This window comes from Micromonospora chokoriensis (genome assembly GCF_000718555.1).
Lineage (GTDB): Bacteria > Actinomycetota > Actinomycetes > Mycobacteriales > Micromonosporaceae > Micromonospora > Micromonospora chokoriensis_B.
Genome location: NZ_JOAN01000011.1, coordinates 170155 through 187459, shown reverse-complemented (window position 1 = coordinate 187459; position 17305 = coordinate 170155). Strand labels below are relative to the sequence as shown.

At 72.2% G+C, this 17305-nt stretch carries 16 protein-coding genes; 9 read left to right on the top strand and 7 right to left on the bottom strand.

The window, feature by feature from the left end:
* The first annotated feature begins 53 nt into the window (after window positions 1-53).
* The gene (locus tag IF46_RS0116615; protein WP_030489260.1) at window positions 54-710 is read left to right on the top strand and encodes a response regulator transcription factor; all 657 of its coding nucleotides are present in this window, start codon (window positions 54-56) and stop codon (window positions 708-710) included.
* Window positions 711-719: 9 nt separating this feature from the next.
* Entirely contained in the window at window positions 720-2150 is a 1431-nt protein-coding gene (locus IF46_RS0116610) for a sensor histidine kinase (RefSeq protein ID WP_030489259.1), read from the top strand.
* 9 nt (window positions 2151-2159) lie between these two features.
* Here the strand turns inward: IF46_RS0116610 and IF46_RS0116605 are convergent, their stop codons facing one another.
* From IF46_RS0116605 to IF46_RS0116590, 4 genes are all read right to left on the bottom strand, one after another.
* Window positions 2160-3059, bottom strand: coding sequence for a TAXI family TRAP transporter solute-binding subunit (locus IF46_RS0116605; protein ID WP_420063574.1), 900 nt, complete (start codon window positions 3057-3059; stop codon window positions 2160-2162).
* 131 nt (window positions 3060-3190) lie between these two features.
* Window positions 3191-3925 (bottom strand): hypothetical protein, encoded by a 735-nt coding sequence (locus IF46_RS0116600; RefSeq protein WP_051723958.1) that lies wholly within the window; start codon window positions 3923-3925, stop codon window positions 3191-3193.
* Between the two features lie 105 nt (window positions 3926-4030).
* Window positions 4031-4828 carry a peroxide stress protein YaaA gene (gene yaaA, locus IF46_RS0116595; RefSeq protein WP_030489256.1) on the bottom strand — a complete coding sequence of 266 codons (798 nt, stop codon included), beginning with the start codon at window positions 4826-4828 and terminating at the stop codon, window positions 4031-4033.
* A 65-nt stretch (window positions 4829-4893) separates the two neighbouring features.
* Entirely contained in the window at window positions 4894-6549 is a 1656-nt protein-coding gene (locus tag IF46_RS0116590) for an ArnT family glycosyltransferase (protein WP_030489255.1), read from the bottom strand.
* Window positions 6550-6717: 168 nt separating this feature from the next.
* Here IF46_RS0116590 and IF46_RS0116585 point away from each other — a divergent pair, with 168 nt between their 5' ends.
* Window positions 6718-7758, top strand: coding sequence for an App1 family protein (locus tag IF46_RS0116585; RefSeq protein ID WP_030489254.1), 1041 nt, complete (start codon window positions 6718-6720; stop codon window positions 7756-7758).
* A 56-nt stretch (window positions 7759-7814) separates the two neighbouring features.
* Window positions 7815-8417 (top strand): hypothetical protein, encoded by a 603-nt coding sequence (locus IF46_RS34410; RefSeq protein WP_157563089.1) that lies wholly within the window; start codon window positions 7815-7817, stop codon window positions 8415-8417.
* Window positions 8418-8824: 407 nt separating this feature from the next.
* On the opposite strand, the gene glgB is transcribed toward IF46_RS34410, so the two are convergent.
* Together glgB and IF46_RS0116575 are read right to left on the bottom strand one after the other, a co-directional pair.
* The gene (gene glgB / locus IF46_RS0116580; protein WP_030489253.1) at window positions 8825-10927 is read right to left on the bottom strand and encodes a 1,4-alpha-glucan branching protein GlgB; all 2103 of its coding nucleotides are present in this window, start codon (window positions 10925-10927) and stop codon (window positions 8825-8827) included.
* Window positions 10915-13095 carry an alpha-1,4-glucan--maltose-1-phosphate maltosyltransferase gene (locus IF46_RS0116575; RefSeq protein WP_036392285.1) on the bottom strand — a complete coding sequence of 727 codons (2181 nt, stop codon included), beginning with the start codon at window positions 13093-13095 and terminating at the stop codon, window positions 10915-10917. The genes glgB and IF46_RS0116575 overlap by 13 nt, the downstream gene beginning before the upstream one ends.
* Window positions 13096-13201: 106 nt before the next feature.
* Between IF46_RS0116575 and IF46_RS0116570 the strand changes: the two genes are divergently transcribed.
* The 5 genes from IF46_RS0116570 (at window position 13202) to IF46_RS0116550 (ending at window position 15866) form a co-directional block, all read left to right on the top strand.
* Complete coding sequence (locus IF46_RS0116570; RefSeq protein WP_084597937.1) at window positions 13202-13654, top strand: type II toxin-antitoxin system VapC family toxin; 453 nt, start codon at window positions 13202-13204, stop codon at window positions 13652-13654.
* A gap of 179 nt (window positions 13655-13833) precedes the next feature.
* On the top strand, window positions 13834-14031 hold the full coding sequence (locus IF46_RS0116565; RefSeq protein ID WP_030489250.1) for a hypothetical protein: 198 nt from the start codon (window positions 13834-13836) through the stop codon (window positions 14029-14031).
* A 16-nt stretch (window positions 14032-14047) separates the two neighbouring features.
* Window positions 14048-14701: a helix-turn-helix domain-containing protein gene (locus tag IF46_RS32585; protein ID WP_051723957.1), complete on the top strand. Its 654-nt coding sequence runs from the start codon at window positions 14048-14050 to the stop codon at window positions 14699-14701.
* A gap of 164 nt (window positions 14702-14865) precedes the next feature.
* Window positions 14866-15024, top strand: a complete 159-nt coding sequence (locus IF46_RS34405) for a hypothetical protein (protein ID WP_157563085.1) — start codon at window positions 14866-14868, stop codon at window positions 15022-15024.
* A 104-nt stretch (window positions 15025-15128) separates the two neighbouring features.
* On the top strand, window positions 15129-15866 hold the full coding sequence (locus IF46_RS0116550; RefSeq protein WP_051723956.1) for a hypothetical protein: 738 nt from the start codon (window positions 15129-15131) through the stop codon (window positions 15864-15866).
* Window positions 15867-16047: 181 nt separating this feature from the next.
* Here IF46_RS0116550 and IF46_RS0116545 read toward each other — a convergent pair whose 3' ends face one another.
* Entirely contained in the window at window positions 16048-17286 is a 1239-nt protein-coding gene (locus IF46_RS0116545) for an HNH endonuclease signature motif containing protein (protein WP_051723955.1), read from the bottom strand.
* Window positions 17287-17305 lie beyond the last annotated feature (19 nt).

Below are 17305 nucleotides of genomic sequence, written 5' to 3'. Positions count from 1 at the left end.
CGCGCGCTTCTGCCACCATTCGCAGAACAGCGCTGCGACGGACGGGGGCACGGGTGCGGATCCTGTTGGTGGAGGACGACCGCCGGGTGGCCGCTGCGCTGTCCTCCGCCCTCACCCGCCGCGGCTACGAGGTCGAGCACGCGGCCACCGTCGCCGCCGCGCTCTCCGCCGCCCCGTGCGACCTGGTGCTGCTCGACCTGACCCTGCCCGACGGGGACGGCACCGACCTGTGCCGGGAACTGCGTCGGCGCAGCAGTCAGCTCGGCATCATCGCGGTGACCGCCCGGGGCGAGGAACGTGACCGGGTGCTGGGTCTGCGCCTCGGCGCGGACGACTACGTGGTCAAGCCGTTCTCGATGGTGGAGCTGCAGGCACGGATCGAGGCGGTGCTGCGCCGCGCCGCGAACGCCGCGCCGCAGCGGCACCTCATCGAGGCCGGTCCGGTCCGCATCGACGTGGCCGCGCGGACGGTGACCGTGGACGGCCGTGCCGTCACGTTGACCCGCAAGGAGTTCGACGTGCTCCTCTCGCTGGCCCGGCAGCCCGGGGTGGCGGTGCCCCGCGACCGCATCCTGCTCGACGCCTGGGGCACCACCTGGGCCGACCGACACACGGTCGAGGTGCACGTCGGGTCGCTGCGCGGCAAGCTCGGCGACGCACGCCTGGTGGAGACCGTCCGCGGCGTCGGCTACCGGCTGCGCGACGCGTGAGGAGCTGACGTGCGCCGTCGACTGGTGATCAGCTACCTGCTGCTGATGGTCCTCGTGCTCATCGCGTTGGAGACCCCGCTGGCCGCCACCATGGCCAGCCGCGAGACCGAACGGGTCCGGGCCGACCGGCTCGCCGACGCCACCCGGTTCGCCTCGCTGGCCGGGCCGGCGCTGCGTGATGGCGGGCCGGGCCCGATCGAGTCGGAGTTGACCAGCTACGACGACCTGTACGGGATCGGCGCGGCGATCGTCGACCGGGACCGGAACATCCCGGTCTCGTCGCCGAGGTGGCGGCCCGGCTCGGGGACCGCGACGGTGCTGGACACCGCGCTGTCCGGGCAGCAGACCAGCGCCCCCGAGTCGGTCTGGCCCTGGACGACTGACCCGGTGGTGGTGGCGGTACCGATCAACGACGGAGGTGAGGTGCTCGGCGCGGTGGTGATCGTGACCCCGGCTGGCCCGATCCGTCGCGCTGTCGTCGCGTGGTGGCTGCTGCTCGCCCTGGCCGGTCTGCTCGCCGTGCTGGCCTGCGTGCTGACCGCGTTCGGGCTGGCCGGTTGGGTGCTGCGTCCGGTCACTGAGCTGGACGCGGTCACCCACGAGATCGCCGAGGGCGACCGGAGTGCCCGGGTGCAGCACCGCCTGGGCCCGCCGGAGCTGCGCCGCCTCGCGGCCAGCTTCAACCACATGGCCGACGTGGTCTCCGACGTGATGGACCGGCAGCGCGCCTTCGTCGCGCACGCCAGCCACCAACTGCGCAACCCGCTCACCGCGCTGCGGCTGCGGGTGGAGGAGTTGGGGCCCAGCCTCACCGACCCGGACGGTCGCTCCGAGCACCAGCTCGCCCTGGAGGAGACCGACCGCCTTGCGCTGGTGCTCGACGCGCTGCTAACCCTCGCCCGGGCCGAACGGGAGGAGAACGAACGCGTCACCGTGGACGCCGCCGCGGTGGCCGCTTCCCGGGTGGCCGCGTGGGCGCCACTGGCCCGGCACCGTTCGGTCGCGTTGCGGCTGGCCACGACCGACGCCCCGGCGTACGCCCAGACCGTGCCGACCGCCGTCGACCAGGCGCTGGACGCGCTCATCGACAACGCGGTGAAGTTCAGCGGGGCGGGCGGGGCGGTGACGGTGACCGTGGCCCGCCGCGACGGCGGGGTGGCGTTGGAGGTGCGCGACTCCGGCCCCGGCATGACCGAGAGTCAGCTTGGCCAGGCGACCGAGCGGTTCTGGCGGGCCCCGGACGCGCAGAACGTGGACGGCGCGGGGCTCGGCCTGACCATCGCCGCGGTGCTCGTGGACGCGTCGGACGGGCGACTCACCATGCGCCCGGGGACGTCGCGAGGGCTGGTCGCCGCGCTGTGGTTCCCGACGCCCGACCCCTCGGTGGAGCCGGCGGAGCAGGAGCCGGTCGCCGAGCTGCGACCGAGCCCGGCGCGCTGAGCTCGACCGTCACGGTTTGGCCGCGCGGTACCAGGCGGCGGCCCCCGGGTGCAGCGACAGCGGCGCGGTGACGATCGCTGAGCGAGGGCTCATCCGCCCCGCCGCCGGATGCGCGGCGGCCAACTCGGCCCGACGTTCCATCAGCAGTCGGGTCACCTCCCGGACCAACGGCTCCGGCAGGTTTGGCCGGACGATCAGATAGTTCGGGTCGGCCACCGTGGTCACCGCGTCCACGCCGTACACCGAGCGGGGGATGTCCCGGGAGACGTAGACCTGGCCGTAGCGGGAGCGCAACGGCTCGGTCCACTCGCTGAGGTCCACGATCCGGATGGCACTGGCCTCGGCCAACGCCTCGATACCCCGAACCGGTAACCCGCCGGAGAAGAAGAACGCGTCGATCCGCCCGGAGCGCAGCGCCGTCATCGAGTCGTCCAGACCGAGCCGCTCTCGGCGCACCTCGTCACCGCCGAGGCGGGCCACCTCCAGCAGCCGGGTCGCGGTGATCTCGGTGCCCGATCCGGGTGCGCCGACGGAGACCCGCCGGCCCCGCAGGTCGGCGACCGTGCGGACCGGGCCGCCGCTCGTGGTGACCAGGTGCAGTTGGTCGTCGTACACCCGGGCGACGGCCTCGACAGTGGGGCTTCTCTGCGGACTGGTCGGCAGCACGTCGGCCTGGGTGAAGCCCAGCTCGGCCCCGCCGGAGCCGACGAGTTGGACGTTCTCCGCCGAGGCAGCGGTGATCACCACGCTCGCCCGCACGTTGGGGAGTTCCCGGTTGAGGATGGCCGCCAGGGACTGCCCGAACGCGTAGTAGACCGCGGTGGGGCTGCCGGTGGCGATCCGGATCGTCGTCGGCTCGGTCGGGGCGTCCCGGCAGCTGGCGGCGGCCAGGTTCGCGATCAGCAGCACCGTCAACAGGGCGGCCGGCCCGGCGCGGCGGTGGCCGGGCCGGCTCGACGGGGTACGACTCACGCGGTGCACTGTGCGCCGTCGGACCAGTGCGCGCAAGCCCCTGCCGGGCGGGCGTGCTCGGATCCCGTTCAGCAGGCTGCGCGACCTGCCGGCGCCATGACCGCACCGCGCGCCGACGACGGGGCCGCCCGGCGCGCTGTCACCGGGCCGCGTGCCGGCTCCAACGCCGCGCTGCTCAGGATCCGCTGCCGGTCCGAGCCGTCGGCCACGCTGACCAGGAAGCAGCCGGTGCCGGGGCGGAGCCGGGCCGGCACGTCGAGCACGGCGGCACTGCGGATCAGCACCGCGGCCAACTCCCGATCGGTGAGCCGCACACCGAGGATGTGTCGGCGGACGTGCCGCCCGGCGGCCAGCAGCGCCGAACGCCAGGCCGCCTCCGCCAGCCGGGTCACCAGCCGCCGGCGGGCCGGCGAGGCGCCGGGCAGCGGCCCGCCGAGCAGCTCGCGCCGCCCCTGCCACCAACCCGCGTCCAAGATCCGGGTGTACGCGTCCCGGTGCTCCCGGGGCACCCACAGCTGGTGTAGCTCGAAGCGGCGGCGCAGGCCGCCGACGGCCACCTCGTGGGTGACCGGGATGTCCAGCCGGGCGAGCAGCTGCCGCATCCGTTGGGCGGCGTCCTCCCGGTTGAACTCCACCCCCGGGGTGTGCGCGGCAGGTGCCTCGTTCGGTCGGGCGGCGGTCGGCGGCGGTGTGCAGCGCAGCAGGCAGGCGGCCTCGAACGCGTCGCCCAGGGTCAGCCAGTCCAGCGGGGATGGCGGCGTCGGGGAGCGGGGCCGGTCGAGCAGGGCGGTCTCGCGGGTCAACGAAGCTCCCTTGTCGGAGTCTGGTTTTCCCTACCGTGGCTCCTGCGTCGCCGTTACGGAACCGCTCCGGCCCAGCCTTGAGCAAATCTTGCGGCTGCCCGGCCGTTACAGGTCGGTGACCACCAGATCGACCTGCCGCACCCGGCCAGGAGCGGCGGTCTGCTCCTCGACGGTGTGCTTCAACTCCCGCAGGGCGCCCACCAGCTCCGCGGCGGTGCGCGGCCGGGCGCCGGCGACGAGCAGGTCGCGGACCAGTCGCCCCTTGCTCGCCTTGTTGAAGTGGCTGACCACCGAGCGGACCGGCACGCCGTCGACCTCCCGCTCGTGCAACACCCGCACGGTGACCGTCCGCTCGGCCAGCTCCCCGCGTGGCGTCCAGGTCGCCGCGTACGCGCCGGAGCGCAGATCCAGCACCGGGCCGCGTCCGGCGGCGTCGTCCACCGCCGGCGTCAGCTCCCCCCGCCAGTACGTCGACAGCGCCCCGACCCCGGGCAGGCGCGCGCCGATCGGGCAGCGGTACGGCGGGATCCGGTCGGCCAGGCGGACCACGCCCCACAGCCCGGAGCTGATCAGGATCGACCGGCGGGCCGCCCGCTGCGCCGTGGCCGGCAGCGAGGCCAGGTCCAACGCCTCGTAGAGCACCCCGGTGTAGAGCCGCTCGGCCGGCGCGGTGGCCGCCTCCCGCAGTCGGGCGTTGCGCCGCAGCTCGCCCCGCTGGCCCTCGCTGAGGCCCAGCGCCGCCCGTGCGGCCTCCTCGTCCGGCCCGGCGCTCAGCGCCACCAGGGCGTCCAGCACCCGCTCGCGGGCCGGGTTCAACTCGGGCAGCGCGAGCCGGTCCGGGGCCCAGCGCCGTCCGGTGCCGGCGTCGGCCTTCCCCTCCGAGGGCGGCAGCAGGATGAGCATGGGTCTCCTCGACGGGCGAAACGGCGGCGCCCCGCGCGCCGGCTCGGCCAGCGTACGACCCGCAGCTACCGCCAGGGCCGCACCGGGGTGTCGGGGTGGTACACGCGATAACCGCCGACCTCCCGCACCGGCGCGGCGTCGGCCCGGTCGGCGAGCAGGCCGCGCAACCGCCGCTCCATCGGCGAGCCGGCCTCCACCACGTAGCCCGGCCGCTCGGCCCGCCCCACCTGCCGCCAGTACGGCCGATAGCGGTTCTGCCCCGGGGACAGGTCTGCGCCGAGCACCCCGCAGACCACCGACTCGTCCGTGTTGAAGATCAATCGGTTGCAGGTCCAGTAGTCCCCGTACACCTCGTGGGGTCCGTCGGCGCGCAGCGCGGCGGCCAACTCCCGGGCCTGGCGCTCCTCGGTCCGCGACGGCGCGGTGCCGGTGGCCGCGAAGAGCACGGTGATCACCAGCGTGGTCGCGGCCAGCGCGGCCAGCACGGCGGTGCAGAGCGCGCCGGTGAACCGCCCGAACGCCCCGGCCGTGCCCCGCCAGCAGGCCACCGCCGCCACCCAGAGCGGCCACAGCACCGCCGGCAGCGACAGTTGCAGCACCGACAGGTAGCGGGCGTTGTCCAGCGGGCTGGTCGCGGCCAGCGGGCTGCGCACGTACGACAGCAGGGTCAACGCCGCGCCGACGACCAGAGCGAGCTGCACGACCGGCCCGACCCGTTCCCCGCGCGGCGTTGCGGCCGCGCGGCCGACCTGCTCCCCGCGCGGCGTTGCGCCCGCCCGGCGGTACGCGAGCACGGCGAGCACCGCGCCGGCCAGTAGCAGCAGCGGGTACAGCACGCCGAACCACTGTTGCCAGCGTGCGCATCCGTTCACCGGGCAGAGCCCGTGTGCCAGCGGCACCCCCTCCAGCAGGCCGCCCCGGATCCGGTCGGACCACGGCGGCAGCGGCCCGGCCTTGGTGCTGACCTCCCGGAACACCGACAGCGAGTCGTCCCCGGGCCCGGCTCGCAGGTTGTCCAGGATCATCGGGGCCACGCCGACGACCGCCCCCGCCACCAGCAGCAGACCGGACCAGCCGAGCAACTCGCGCCGCACCGCCCAGAGCAGGGCCAGCCCGGCCACCGCGAGGTACGGCAGGATCAGCCAGTCCGACCAGACGGACAACCCGACGAGCAGCCCGAACAGACCGATCGCGAGTCGTCGGCGGCGCACCGTGCCGGCAGCCAACCCCACGGTGATCAGCAGCATCAGCAGCACCGCCGGCTTCACCTCCGGCCGCCCACCGACGACGGTGAGCTGGTCGCGCACCACCCGCTCCGGCCCGAGCGCGAGCAGACCCACCACGAAAGCGGCGAACCACGGGGTGCAGAGCCGGCGGGCCAGGCGGTAGATCAGGTAGAGGAAGACCGCGTACAGCGCGAGCATCGGCAGCCGCAACACCGGCCAGCTCGGCCCGGCCAGCGCCACCAGGGGAGCAGCCAGGTACGACTCCAGCATCCCCATGTAGTGCTGGCCGTAGAGGAAGACCGGGCGCTCCCGGCCCTGCGCGATGTGCAGTGCGGCGAGGCCGAAGGTCGCCTCGTCGCTGTTCGACACCGGCACCGTGAAAAGCGTCAGGACCAGCCGGTAGACGACACCGGCGAGCCCGAACAGCAGCGCGACGAGCGCCGGCCGGTCGAGTCGTGGACGCCATCGCCCACGGTGCTGCTCTGGATGCGACACGACCAACGCCCCCGTCGTCGTCCCGACCGGAGTGTTTCACGTTCGACCAGGCCGCCGGGCTGGATCGGCGCTGCCGGGGCTGGCTCGCGGGCCGCAGCTCGGCTTCAGTCGGCGTGGCCGTGACCGGCTCGCGTGGCCGTGGCTGACGGCGTGTGGCAGGGTTGGCGCGTGCCACCCACTCCCGCCGGCCAACTGGCCGTTCCGAACCTGCACCGGGCTGCGCGGATCGAGGACGCCGTGCACCAGCTCGTCCAGCGTCGGCTGCGGCGCACCGGCTGGCGGGTCAACATCGTCGCGTACACCGGCTATGGCGCACCGGGCTGGGTGCGGGTGATGTGCCGGGTCCTGCTCGGCCGTCCGGACACCCGCCAGCGGGGTCGGCTGGACAAGGTCCGCGGCTGGCGCAGCTTCACCACCCTGCCCAACAAGCACGTCACCGTGACCATCGAGGCCGGCGGGGTGCGACACGAGACGCAGGCCGACCGCAGTGGCTTCGTCGACACGCTTGTCGAGGCCGACCTGCCACCCGGTTGGGGCACGGTCCGGCTCAGCGTCCCGGACGCCGAGCCGGTCGACGCGCCGGTGCGCATCCTCGACCCGGACGTCAAGTTCGGCATCCTCTCCGACATCGACGACACGGTCATGGTGACCGCGCTGCCCCGGCCGCTACTCGCCGCCTGGAACACGTTCGTGCTCGACGAGCACGCCCGCGCCGCCGTACCCGGCATGGCGGTGCTCTACGAACGGCTGGTCACCGCGCACCCCGGCGCGCCGGTCTTCTACCTCTCCACCGGCGCGTGGAACGTGGCGCCCACCCTGACCCGCTTCCTGTCCCGGCACCTCTACCCGGCCGGGCCGCTGCTGCTCACCGACTGGGGCCCGACCGCCGACCGCTGGTTCCGCAGCGGCATGGAGCACAAGCGGGTCACGCTGGCCCGGCTGGCCCGGGAGTTCCCCGACGTGCGCTGGCTGCTGGTCGGCGACGACGGCCAGCACGACCAGGAGATCTACCGGGAGTTCGCCGCCGCCCACCCGGAGAACGTCGCCGGGGTGGCGATCCGCCGTCTCTCCCCGACCCAGTCGGTGCTGGCCGGTAGCCTGCCCGCCCCGGCCGGCCGTCCATCCTCGGGGCCGGTGGGGCAGAAGTGGCTGTCCGCCCCGGACGGCGCCGGCCTCTGGATGCTGCTGCGCGACGCCGGCCTGGTCTGACCGCACCCGAAAGGCCCTTCCGAGGCTGGCGCAGGTAATCGACTATCGTGCGCGTGATGATCTTCCATAGCGCAGCGGCGGGGAAGAGGGCTGCGACACTTCTCCTGGGTTTCGTTGTCGTCGTGGCCTTGGCCCTGCTGTGGGGGCTGCGCCCTGTAGTGCGACAGGAGAATCGGAACTTCAACGTGGAGGGTCTGCTCGTTCCTGCGGCCGTCGTCGCCGACTCTGTGCCTGCCCCATTGGTCGGTGAAGAGAATTTCGATCTACCCGGTGCGGCTGGCACTAAAGTCAGGCGCTGGCAGGTCGGTGACAGCGGCGTTGTCCTCCGCCTCGAGGTGTCAAAGGCCAGAAACTTGTTCTGGGGCGATGTCTCTTGGCGAAATGGTGGGCCGGAGGGCGGTTATCGGGAAGACTTCTCCCAGGTCACCGTTTCGACACTTACTCTCGCCAGCGCCGACAATGCTGAGGAGATTTGCGTACACGGCCAGAACGGGGAATGCAGAGTTTCGTCCTTCTGGCTCAGATTCGGGCAGTTCCTCGTGCTGCTCAGCCTTGCCGATCGAGAAAGTGGGGCGACACGCGAAGGTTTCGCCGAAGGCAAGCTCGTAGCAGCGGTCGCGGACTTCGTTCGAGCAAAATTGGGTGCCTTGAGTCGATGACAGTCATGCAATGTTGGTGGTGGCGATCGTGACCGACGCGATCCAGCAGCCCCTTCTCGGTGAACCCTCTCGGAAGGAGGCTAATTCAGCGCCAGCGCACGCTTCGCACCCATGATCACTTGATGGTGAGTAGTTGCCAGGAGATCCACAGAGCTACTCAGCATCAAGTGATCAAGCGGACGGCGTCATTTGTGGGTCCGGTGCTGACGGGATCGCCCCGCCCGCGCCGATCTTGCAGTTTCGGTCGCCGAATTGCGCGTAATGCCTCCTATGCCGCGACAGAAAGTGCAAGATCGCGGAGAAGGGGCGGAGCTGCTCCGTCGATCATGGAGTTGTGGTGCCTGGTTTGGTGTTGTGCGGGCGCTTTGTCACCCACCACAACTCCATGATCGACTCGGTGGCCCCGGTTAGCTCTGGCGGAGCCAGACGGCTCCCAGCGGGGGGACCTGGAGCGCCGCTGACGCCACCATGCCGTGCCACGGCACGTCCTCGGCGTGCACGGCGCCCAGGTTGCCCACCCCGGACCCGCCGTAGTGGTGCGCGTCGGTGTTGAGCACCTCTTGCCAGGTCCCGCCGGCCGGCAACCCGATCCGGTAGTCATGCAGTGGCTGGGCGGAGAAGTTCGCCACGCAGACCAGCGTCGAGCCGTCCGGGGCGATCCGGACGAACGACACGGTGTTGTTGGCGACGTCGTCGCCGGCGATCCAGCGGAACCCGGCCGGTTCGGTGTCCTGGGCCCAGAGCGCCGGGGTGTCCCGGTAGACCCGGTTGAGGTCACCGACGAGGCGTTGCACGCCGGCGCGGGCCGGGTCGTGCAGCAGGTACCAGTCGAGGCCGCGCTCCTCGCTCCACTCCCGGTCGTCGGCCAGCTCGGAGCCCATGAAGAGCAGTTGCTTGCCGGGATGCGCCCACATGTACGCCAGCAGCGCCCGCACGTTCGCCAGTCGCTGCCAGGTGTCGCCGGGCATCTTGGCGGCCAGCGAGCCCTTGCCGTGCACGACCTCGTCGTGGCTGATCGGCAGCACGTAGTTCTCGCTCCAGGCGTACGCCAGGGAGAAGGTGAGCTGGTGGTGGTGATGCTGGCGGTAGATCGGGTCCTTCGAGGTGTAGAGCAGGGTGTCGTGCATCCAGCCCATGTTCCACTTGAACCCGAAGCCCAGCCCGCCCTCGGCCGTGGAGCGGGTGACACCCGGCCAGGCGGTGGACTCTTCGGCGATCATGACGACGCCGGCGTGGTGCTTGTAGACGGTCGCGTTCACCTCCTGCATGAACGCGATGGCCTCCAGGTTCTCCCGACCGCCGTACTTGTTCGGGGCCCACTCGCCGTGGTTGCGGGAGTAGTCCAGGTAGAGCATCGACGCGACCGCGTCGACCCGCAGCCCGTCGATGTGGAACTGGTCGCACCAGTAGAGCGCGTTCGCGACCAGGAAGTTGCGCACCTCGTTGCGGCCGAAGTCGAAGACGTACGTGCCCCAGTCGGGGTGCTCGCCGCGCCGCGGGTCGGGGTGCTCGTAGAGCGGGGTGCCGTCGAAGCGCGCGAGGGCCCACTCGTCCTTCGGGAAGTGCGCGGGCACCCAGTCCAGGAGTACGCCGATGCCGGCGGCGTGCAGCCGGTCCACCAGGTGGCGGAACTCGTCCGGGTCGCCGAAGCGGGAGGTCGGCGCGTAGTAGCCGGTCACCTGGTAGCCCCAGGAGCCGCCGAACGGGTGCTCCATCACCGGCAGGAACTCCACGTGCGTGAAGCCCAACTCGGTGACGTACGCGGTGAGCTGTTCGGCCAGCTCGCGGTAGCCCAGGCCGGGCCGCCACGAGCCGAGGTGCACCTCGTAGACGCTCATCGGCTCCTGGTGCGGCTGCCGTTCGGCCCGCCGGGCCAGCCAGTCCGCGTCGTCCCACCGGTACGTCGAGTGGTGCACCACCGAGGCGGTGGCCGGCGGCACCTCGGCGTACGCGGCCAGGGGGTCGGCCTTGTCCCGCCACTGCCCGTCGGCGCCGAGCACCCGGTACTTGTAGCGGGCCCCGACCCGGGCGTTGGGGACGAACAGCTCCCACACCCCGCTGGAGCCGAGTGACCGCATCGGCCAGCCGTCGTCGGGGGACCAGCCGGTGAAGTCGCCGATGACCCGGACCCCACGGGCGTTGGGCGCCCAGACGCTGAACGCGACGCCCTCGTCGAAGACCCGCGCGCCGAGCGCCTCCCACAGCCGCTCGTGCCGGCCCTCGCGGATCAGGTGCAGGTCCAGCTCACCGAGGGTCGGTGGGTAGCGGTACGGGTCGTCGTGGGCGGTGCCGTCGACCTCCACCCGGTAGTCGAGCACAGTGCCCTCGACCTGGGCCTCGAAGACGCCCACGTCGTGCACCCGCTTCATCGGGTGCCGCTCGTCGCCGACGAGCAGCACGACGTCGCCGGCACCCCGACGCATCGTGCGGATCGTCGTCGAGCCGTCGGCGGGGTGCGCGCCGAGCAGCGCGTGCGGGTCGTGCGTCGCGCCGGAGATCAGCTGGTCCATCGGGCGTCCTTCGGGGCGGCGTCGGTCGGTGCGGAGGCGGGCGGGCGGGTCGCCGATCGGCGCGGTGGGGTCGGAACCGGGCCCGACCGGCGGGGCGGAGTCGGAACGGGAGCTGTCGGTGCGGGTGCTGCCGGCGCGGTGCCGCCGGACAGGTCGTCCGGCACATCGGCGACGGTGAGGTCCGCCGGCTCGGCGCCCGCCGGCAGCGGCACGCTCGGTGGGGTCGGGCGACGGACCATCAGGACGTGCGCCGGTTGCAGGTACGGGTCGAGCCGCACCGCGTTGCGCTGACCCCAGTCGTAGCTGGTGCCGGTCAGCTCGTCGTGCACCGTGAACCGCTCGTGCCAGTCGAAGCCGAGCGCCGGCATGTCGAGGGTGGTGTTGCCCCACTGCACCTCGCGCGAGTCGAACGAGCAGACCACGATGACCGTGTTGCCGGTCTCCGGGTCGTGCTTGGACCAGCAGAGCAGCGCCGGGTTGTCGATCTCGTGGAAGCGTAGGTTGCGGAGCTGGTGCAGGGCGGGGTTGTCGTGGCGTACCCGATTGAGGGTGGCCAGGAACGGCGCCAGCGAGCGGCCCTGCGCCTCGGCGCCGGCCCAGTCCCGGGGCCGCAGCTCGTACTTCTCGTTGTCCAGGTACTCCTCCGCGCCAGGCCGGGCCACGTGCTCGAACAGCTCGTAGCCCGCGTACAGGCCCCAGGAGGGGGAGAGCAGCGCGGCCAGCACCGCCCGGATCTTGAACATCGGCGGGCCGCCGTGCTGCAACGACTCGTGCAGGATGTCCGGCGTGTTCGGCCAGAAGTTCGGCCGCATGTAGTCGGCCGCCTCGATCAGCTCTTCGCAGTACGCCCGCATTTCGGCGGCCGTCGTGCGCCAGGTGAAATAGGTGTACGACTGGGTGAAGCCGATCTTGCCGAGGCCGTGCATGATGGCGGGCCGGGTGAACGCCTCGGCCAGGAACAGCACGTCCTCATCGACCGCCTTGACCTCGGCGATCAGCCAGTGCCAGAAGTCGAACGGCTTGGTGTGCGGGTTGTCCACCCGGAAGATCCGGATGCCCTCGCCGACCCAGTGCAGGACCACCCGCAGCACCTCGGCCCGGATGCCCTCCGGATCGTTGTCGAAGTTGACCGGGTAGATGTCCTGGTACTTCTTCGGCGGGTTCTCCGCGTACGCGATGCTGCCGTCGGCCCGGGTGGTGAACCACTCCGGGTGCTCGGTGACCCACGGGTGGTCCGGCGCGCACTGCAACGCCAGGTCCATCGCCACTTCCAGGCCCTGCGCGGCCGCCGCCTGGATGAAGGCCCGGAAGTCTGCCGGCGTACCCAGATCGGGGTGGATCGTGTCGTGGCCGCCCTCGGCGGCCCCGATCGCCCACGGTGAGCCCACGTCGGTCGGCCCGGCGGTGAGCGCGTTGTTGCGGCCCTTGCGGTTCACCCGGCCGATCGGGTGGATCGGCGGCAGGTAGAGCACGTCGAAGCCCATCGCGGCCACCCCCGCCAGCCGCTCGGTGGCGGTCGCGAAGGTGCCGGAGACGTCCCCCACCGCTCCTTCGGAGCGGGGGAAGAACTCGTACCAGGCCGAGTAGAGCGCCCGCTTGCGGTCAACCCAGATCGAGTACGTGTCACCGGCGGTGACCATCTCTCGTACCGGGTGCTCCCAGAGCAGGTCGGCCAGGGCCAGCGCCGGATCGACCCGCTGCGCCAGCGGCAGGTCGGTGTCGACGAGCGCGGTGAGCGCGTCGGCGACCCGGGGCCGGTCGGCGCTCGGTACGAGATCCCGGGCGGCCGCGAGCACCCGCGTGCCCTCGGCCAGGTCGTTGGCCAGGTCCTCCGGCCCCTGCCCGGCGGCGATCTTCTTGGTCACCGCGTTCTGCCAGGTCAGGTACGGGTCCTGGAACGCCTCGACGGAGAAGGTCCAGGAGCCGACGGCGTCCGGTGCGATGGTGGCGTGCCAACGGTCCTGGCCGGGTTCGCCGGGGCGCATCCGGGTGAACGGTCGGCTCACGCCGTCCGGACCAGCCCACACCACGTTGCAGCCCAGCGCGTCGTGCCCCTCCCGGTAGGCGCGCGCCGACACCGGAACCGGCTCGTCGACCACCGCCTTCGCCGGGTATCGCCCGCACGAGACGACGGGGGAGACGTCTTCGATCGGGAACCGTCCAGTCACCCCGCCAACCTACTGCGCGAGATCCGTTCGCGCGCGGCCAAGCACCCCAGGTGCCGCTCCCGCAGTGACATCGCTCGGATCGCGAATCGACACGTGTCGCGTGTCGTTGGTATTACGTGACCGCGCCCTGCCTGCCCGCTCACCAGACGCGACCACGACCCTGGTCGACACAAACGTGCTGCTGGACATCCTCACCGACGACCCCAAGTGGGCGGAGTGGTCCGGCACCGCCCTCGCTGAGGCCCGCGACGCGGGCGATCTGGTGATCAACCCCATCGTGTACGCCGAGGTGTCGGTTCGTTTCGACCGGATCGAAGAGCTGGACGAGGCATTGCCGGCGGGGGACTTCCTTCGCGAGGAGCTGCCCTACCTGGCGGGCTCCCTCGCCGGCAAGGCGTACGCGCGGTACCGGAAACTGGGCGGCGTGAAGCGGTCCGCGCTTGCCGACTTCTACGTCGGGGCGCATGTGGCGGTGTGCCGATACCACCTGCTGACCCGTGACGGGGCCTGGTACCGCACGTACTTCCCGACTTTGACGCTGACCACGCCGGACGAATGATCGCCGGCCCGGCCGCTGCCCGGCCGCCGTCAAGATCCACTCGTGTTCAATGAAAGCGCGGCATGGGCGCGAGCCGGATGCGGCGGCTTCCTGGAACCCGAGTGGATCTAGGTTGTGCGAGGGTCCTGAACGGCGTCAGGCGGGCGGGTTCCAATCCGTCGTGCCGCGAGGAGGCACAGTTGTACGAGCGTTTGCCGGACGGGCCGTTGCCGCCCGCGTACCCCATTGCTGGCGCGCGGCCTCCGCAGCCGGACGGGGACCGGGTGCCCGGTCCGCCCCAGCCGACGCGGGCGCCGCTCACCCGGCGGCAGTACTCCTACGGCGTCGCGATCGCGGTGGTCGTACTCGTGCTGTTTGTGGTGGGGGTCCTGCGGTGAGCGCGACGGGCCGGCGGTGAACGAGCTGCCGGTGGGTCGCCGGGTCGCGCAGTGGCGGGTACGACGGAACATGACGCAGCAGCAGTTCGCCGACCGGCTCGGTAAGTCGAAGAGTTGGGTGGACAAGGTCGAGCGTGGGGTACGCCGGTTGGAGCGGGTGTCCAACCTGCGGGAGGTCGCCGAGACGCTGCGCGTCGACGTGGAGGTTCTGCTGGCCACCCGGCCCGTGCGACCGACTCCGGTCGCCGCTGGGGTGGACGGGATTCGGACGGCGCTGGCCCGCTATCACCTGCCGGGCAGGGACCGACCGCCGCTGGTCGAGGAGCTGCGGGCCCGGCTGGAGCATGCCGAGCAGAGCTATCGGCATGCCCGGTACCCGGCGTTGCTGGCACTGCTGCCCGACCTGCTCGACGCGGCCCGCGAAGCGCACACCGCCCGCGAAGCGCACGCCGCCCGCGCTGCTGGTGTCGGTGTACGCGCTCATCGCGCTGGCGCTGGTCAAGGTCGACCAGGGGGAGTTGGCCTGGCTGGCCGCCGACCGGGGAATGACAGTCGCCCTGGCGACCCACGACCCGCAGGTGGCCGGCATCGCCACCGTGTCACTGAGTCAGGCTTTGCGGTCCCGTGGTCGACGGCGGTCCGCTCTGGATGCCGCGCTCGTCGCCGCTGACCGCCTCGGTACACACGACGGATCCTCGGCCAGCGTGGCGCTGCGCGGGACGCTGCTCCTTCAAGCCGCCCTTGCCGCCGCAGGCGGGGGAAGTGAACGTGCTGCCCGCCAGGCGCTCGACCAGGCAATTGAGATCGCCCGCGACATCGGCCCGGGCCGGCGACATGCACCGCGCGGGTTGGGCGGTCCTCGACGCAGAACGCACCGCCCGCAGTGAGGTGCACGACCGGCCGGCGGTACGGAAGCTGGTCGCTGTCGTGTGGCGGTCCGCCGACGCTCCGGCCGGCCTGGCCCAACTCGCCGCCACCCGCCATGTCGGATGACACCGGGCGAATTGGGACATGGACAATAGGGCCCGGTTCGCCAGGCTCTCCACCAAGGAGCACGTGTGACGAAGAGGAGCAAGCCGCCGTTCGCGACGAAGGCGATGCTCAGGCTGGAACGCGGCACCGCGAATGCCGCGGACACTCTGCGCCGATACGCTCCGCTCGCAGAGGAAATCGGCGCTGACGGGGTGGACGTCGACGTCGAACGCGCGGACCTGCTGCTGTCGGGCTCCCTCGTCGCGGTGAACGAGGAACGCGCCATGCACGCCATGGCACACCGGCTGCTGCACCGCTTCGGCTGGCGTGAGCAGGACTTCGGTTACATGCGAAACGTCCGCTACGCCGAGACCAGCGCACCCCCGTCCGGCCCCCCGGCCACCCGGCTGGTGATCGACCGGGCCGACCAGGAACTGGGCTGGGAGGGCGCGACCCACGGCACCGGCCTCACCCCCGACCGCAACCTGGAGATCGAGCCGGCCAAGGCCGATGTCGTCGCCCGGCTCTTCGTCAGCGTCCCGGCGACCACGATCGCCCGGACCGTGGAGGCGCTGGATCCGTGGCTGGCCCGCGTCGAGCCCGCCGCGGTCGGCGTGGACCCGGGCCGCGCGGCCCTGTTGTTCCTCGCCCGCGCCGACCTGCGGACCGAGGCGGAGAGGCTTGGCCTGGGCCGGGTCGAGACCGGCCGCATCGAGGCGGATGCCGACCACGTCATCGAGACCGCGACGGCCGCCGACGGCACAACTCTCTGGCTGCGCCGCGGCACCGACCCGGTCTCCCGGCTCTGGCCCGGGATCATCGAGATTCGGGAGATGGTGATCGACCCCTCCTACCCGGACTAGCCAGCCCGGTACGAGTCGATGGCAGCCACGGCCAGGCGGGTGAGCAGGAAACCGTCGTGGCCGGCGGAGAAAGCCGTTGCCGGAGCGGCACGGTGGAGCGGCAGCGGGTGGCACCGCCGAGCAGACGGGCGAAGTGGCGTTGGCGTAACCAACAGCCCGGCGAACGTTGGTGGTCGCGGCACTAGTTGCGTCGGTGGTAGTGGTTGCGGCGGGGGAGGTGGTCGGGGTCGAGCCAGGCGGGTGGGATGAATTCCGGGTGGCCGTCGCCGCTGAGTTGGACTTTCCAGTCGCTGTGGTGGAGGTGCCGGTGGTGGTGGCCGCAGAGTAGGACGGCGTTGTTGAGGCTGGTGTCGCCGCCGTCGGCCCAGTGGTGGATGTGGTGGGCGTCGCGCCAGCGCGGTGGTCGGTCGCAGCCGGGGAACGCGCAGCCGCGGTCGCGCAGCACCAAGGCGCGTCGTAGCGGGCCGCTGATGAGGCGGCGTTGTCGGCCGACGTCGAGTGGTTGACCGGCGCCGCCGAGCACGGCGGGCAGGATGGCGGCGTCACAGGCGAGCCGACGCACGGCGTCGGCGCTGAGGTGCAGGCCGGTGTCGAGAGCGGGGGTGCCCAGCTGTCGGGTCAACCCGTCGTAGCCGGTGGTGACGACGACCTGGGCGACGTCGCCGCCGTTCTCGGGTAGCTCACCGGTACGAAGGGCGAGCCGGCACACGTCGGCCAGGGCGTCGTGGCGGCGTTGCCCCGGGGTGCGGGAGTCGTCGGGCCCGGTGGGCGTGGCGAGCGGGTCGATGGCGGCGCGCAACGCGGCGGCGGCTTCGGTGTCGAGGATGCCGCAGAGGCGTAACCGGCCGTCGGTCTGCTCGCTGATGGTGACGTGCCGGTCCCGGGCGGCCCGCGACTCCTGCGCCCGCAGCGCCGCGTCGGCGGCGGCGTCGGCGACCTCCGGGGCGATGTGGTCGAGGATGCGGGTGCCGAGCCTGCGCAGCAGGGCGGCATCGAACTGTGCCGCCCACTCGACGAGGACACTGACGGCCTTGTCGGCAGCCTCCGTGCCGGCGGCGGTGTGGACGGTCTCGACCGTGGCGGCGATGACCCGGACCTGCTCCACGTCGACCGCTCCACCGGCCAGCGCGTCCCGCACGCCGGCCGGTGCGGCGTCGAGCGCCGTGGCCAGCTCGACCAGACGGCGGGCGGCACCGACCCCGAGGCGCAGCCGGTCGCGCAGCCACACGGCGGTCGAGGACGCGCCTTGCGCGGTCGCGGTGCCTCGACCGTCCAACTCACGCACGAGGGTGAGCTTGACCGCCGCCAGGCGTTGCTCGATGCGGTGCGCCGCGTCCAGTGCCGCCACCAGATCGCGCTCGGAGGCAGCCCAGGCGGGCGTGTCGAAGCAGGCCGCCACCGCGGCTTCCGCCTGCTCCAACGCATCGATCACAAGCAGG

What these genes read in the sequence shown, in the direction of transcription:
- yaaA (WP_030489256.1), bottom strand. Translation starts at nt 4,828, where the DNA reads ATGCTCATCCTGCTGCCGCCCTCGGAGGGGAAGGCCGACGCCGGCACC.
- IF46_RS0116550 (WP_051723956.1), top strand. Translation starts at nt 15,129, where the DNA reads ATGCTCAGGCTGGAACGCGGCACCGCGAATGCCGCGGACACTCTGCGC.
- glgB (WP_030489253.1), bottom strand. Translation starts at nt 10,927, where the DNA reads ATGGACCAGCTGATCTCCGGCGCGACGCACGACCCGCACGCGCTGCTC.
- IF46_RS34405 (WP_157563085.1), top strand. Translation starts at nt 14,866, where the DNA reads ATGCACCGCGCGGGTTGGGCGGTCCTCGACGCAGAACGCACCGCCCGC.
- IF46_RS34410 (WP_157563089.1), top strand. Translation starts at nt 7,815, where the DNA reads ATGATCTTCCATAGCGCAGCGGCGGGGAAGAGGGCTGCGACACTTCTC.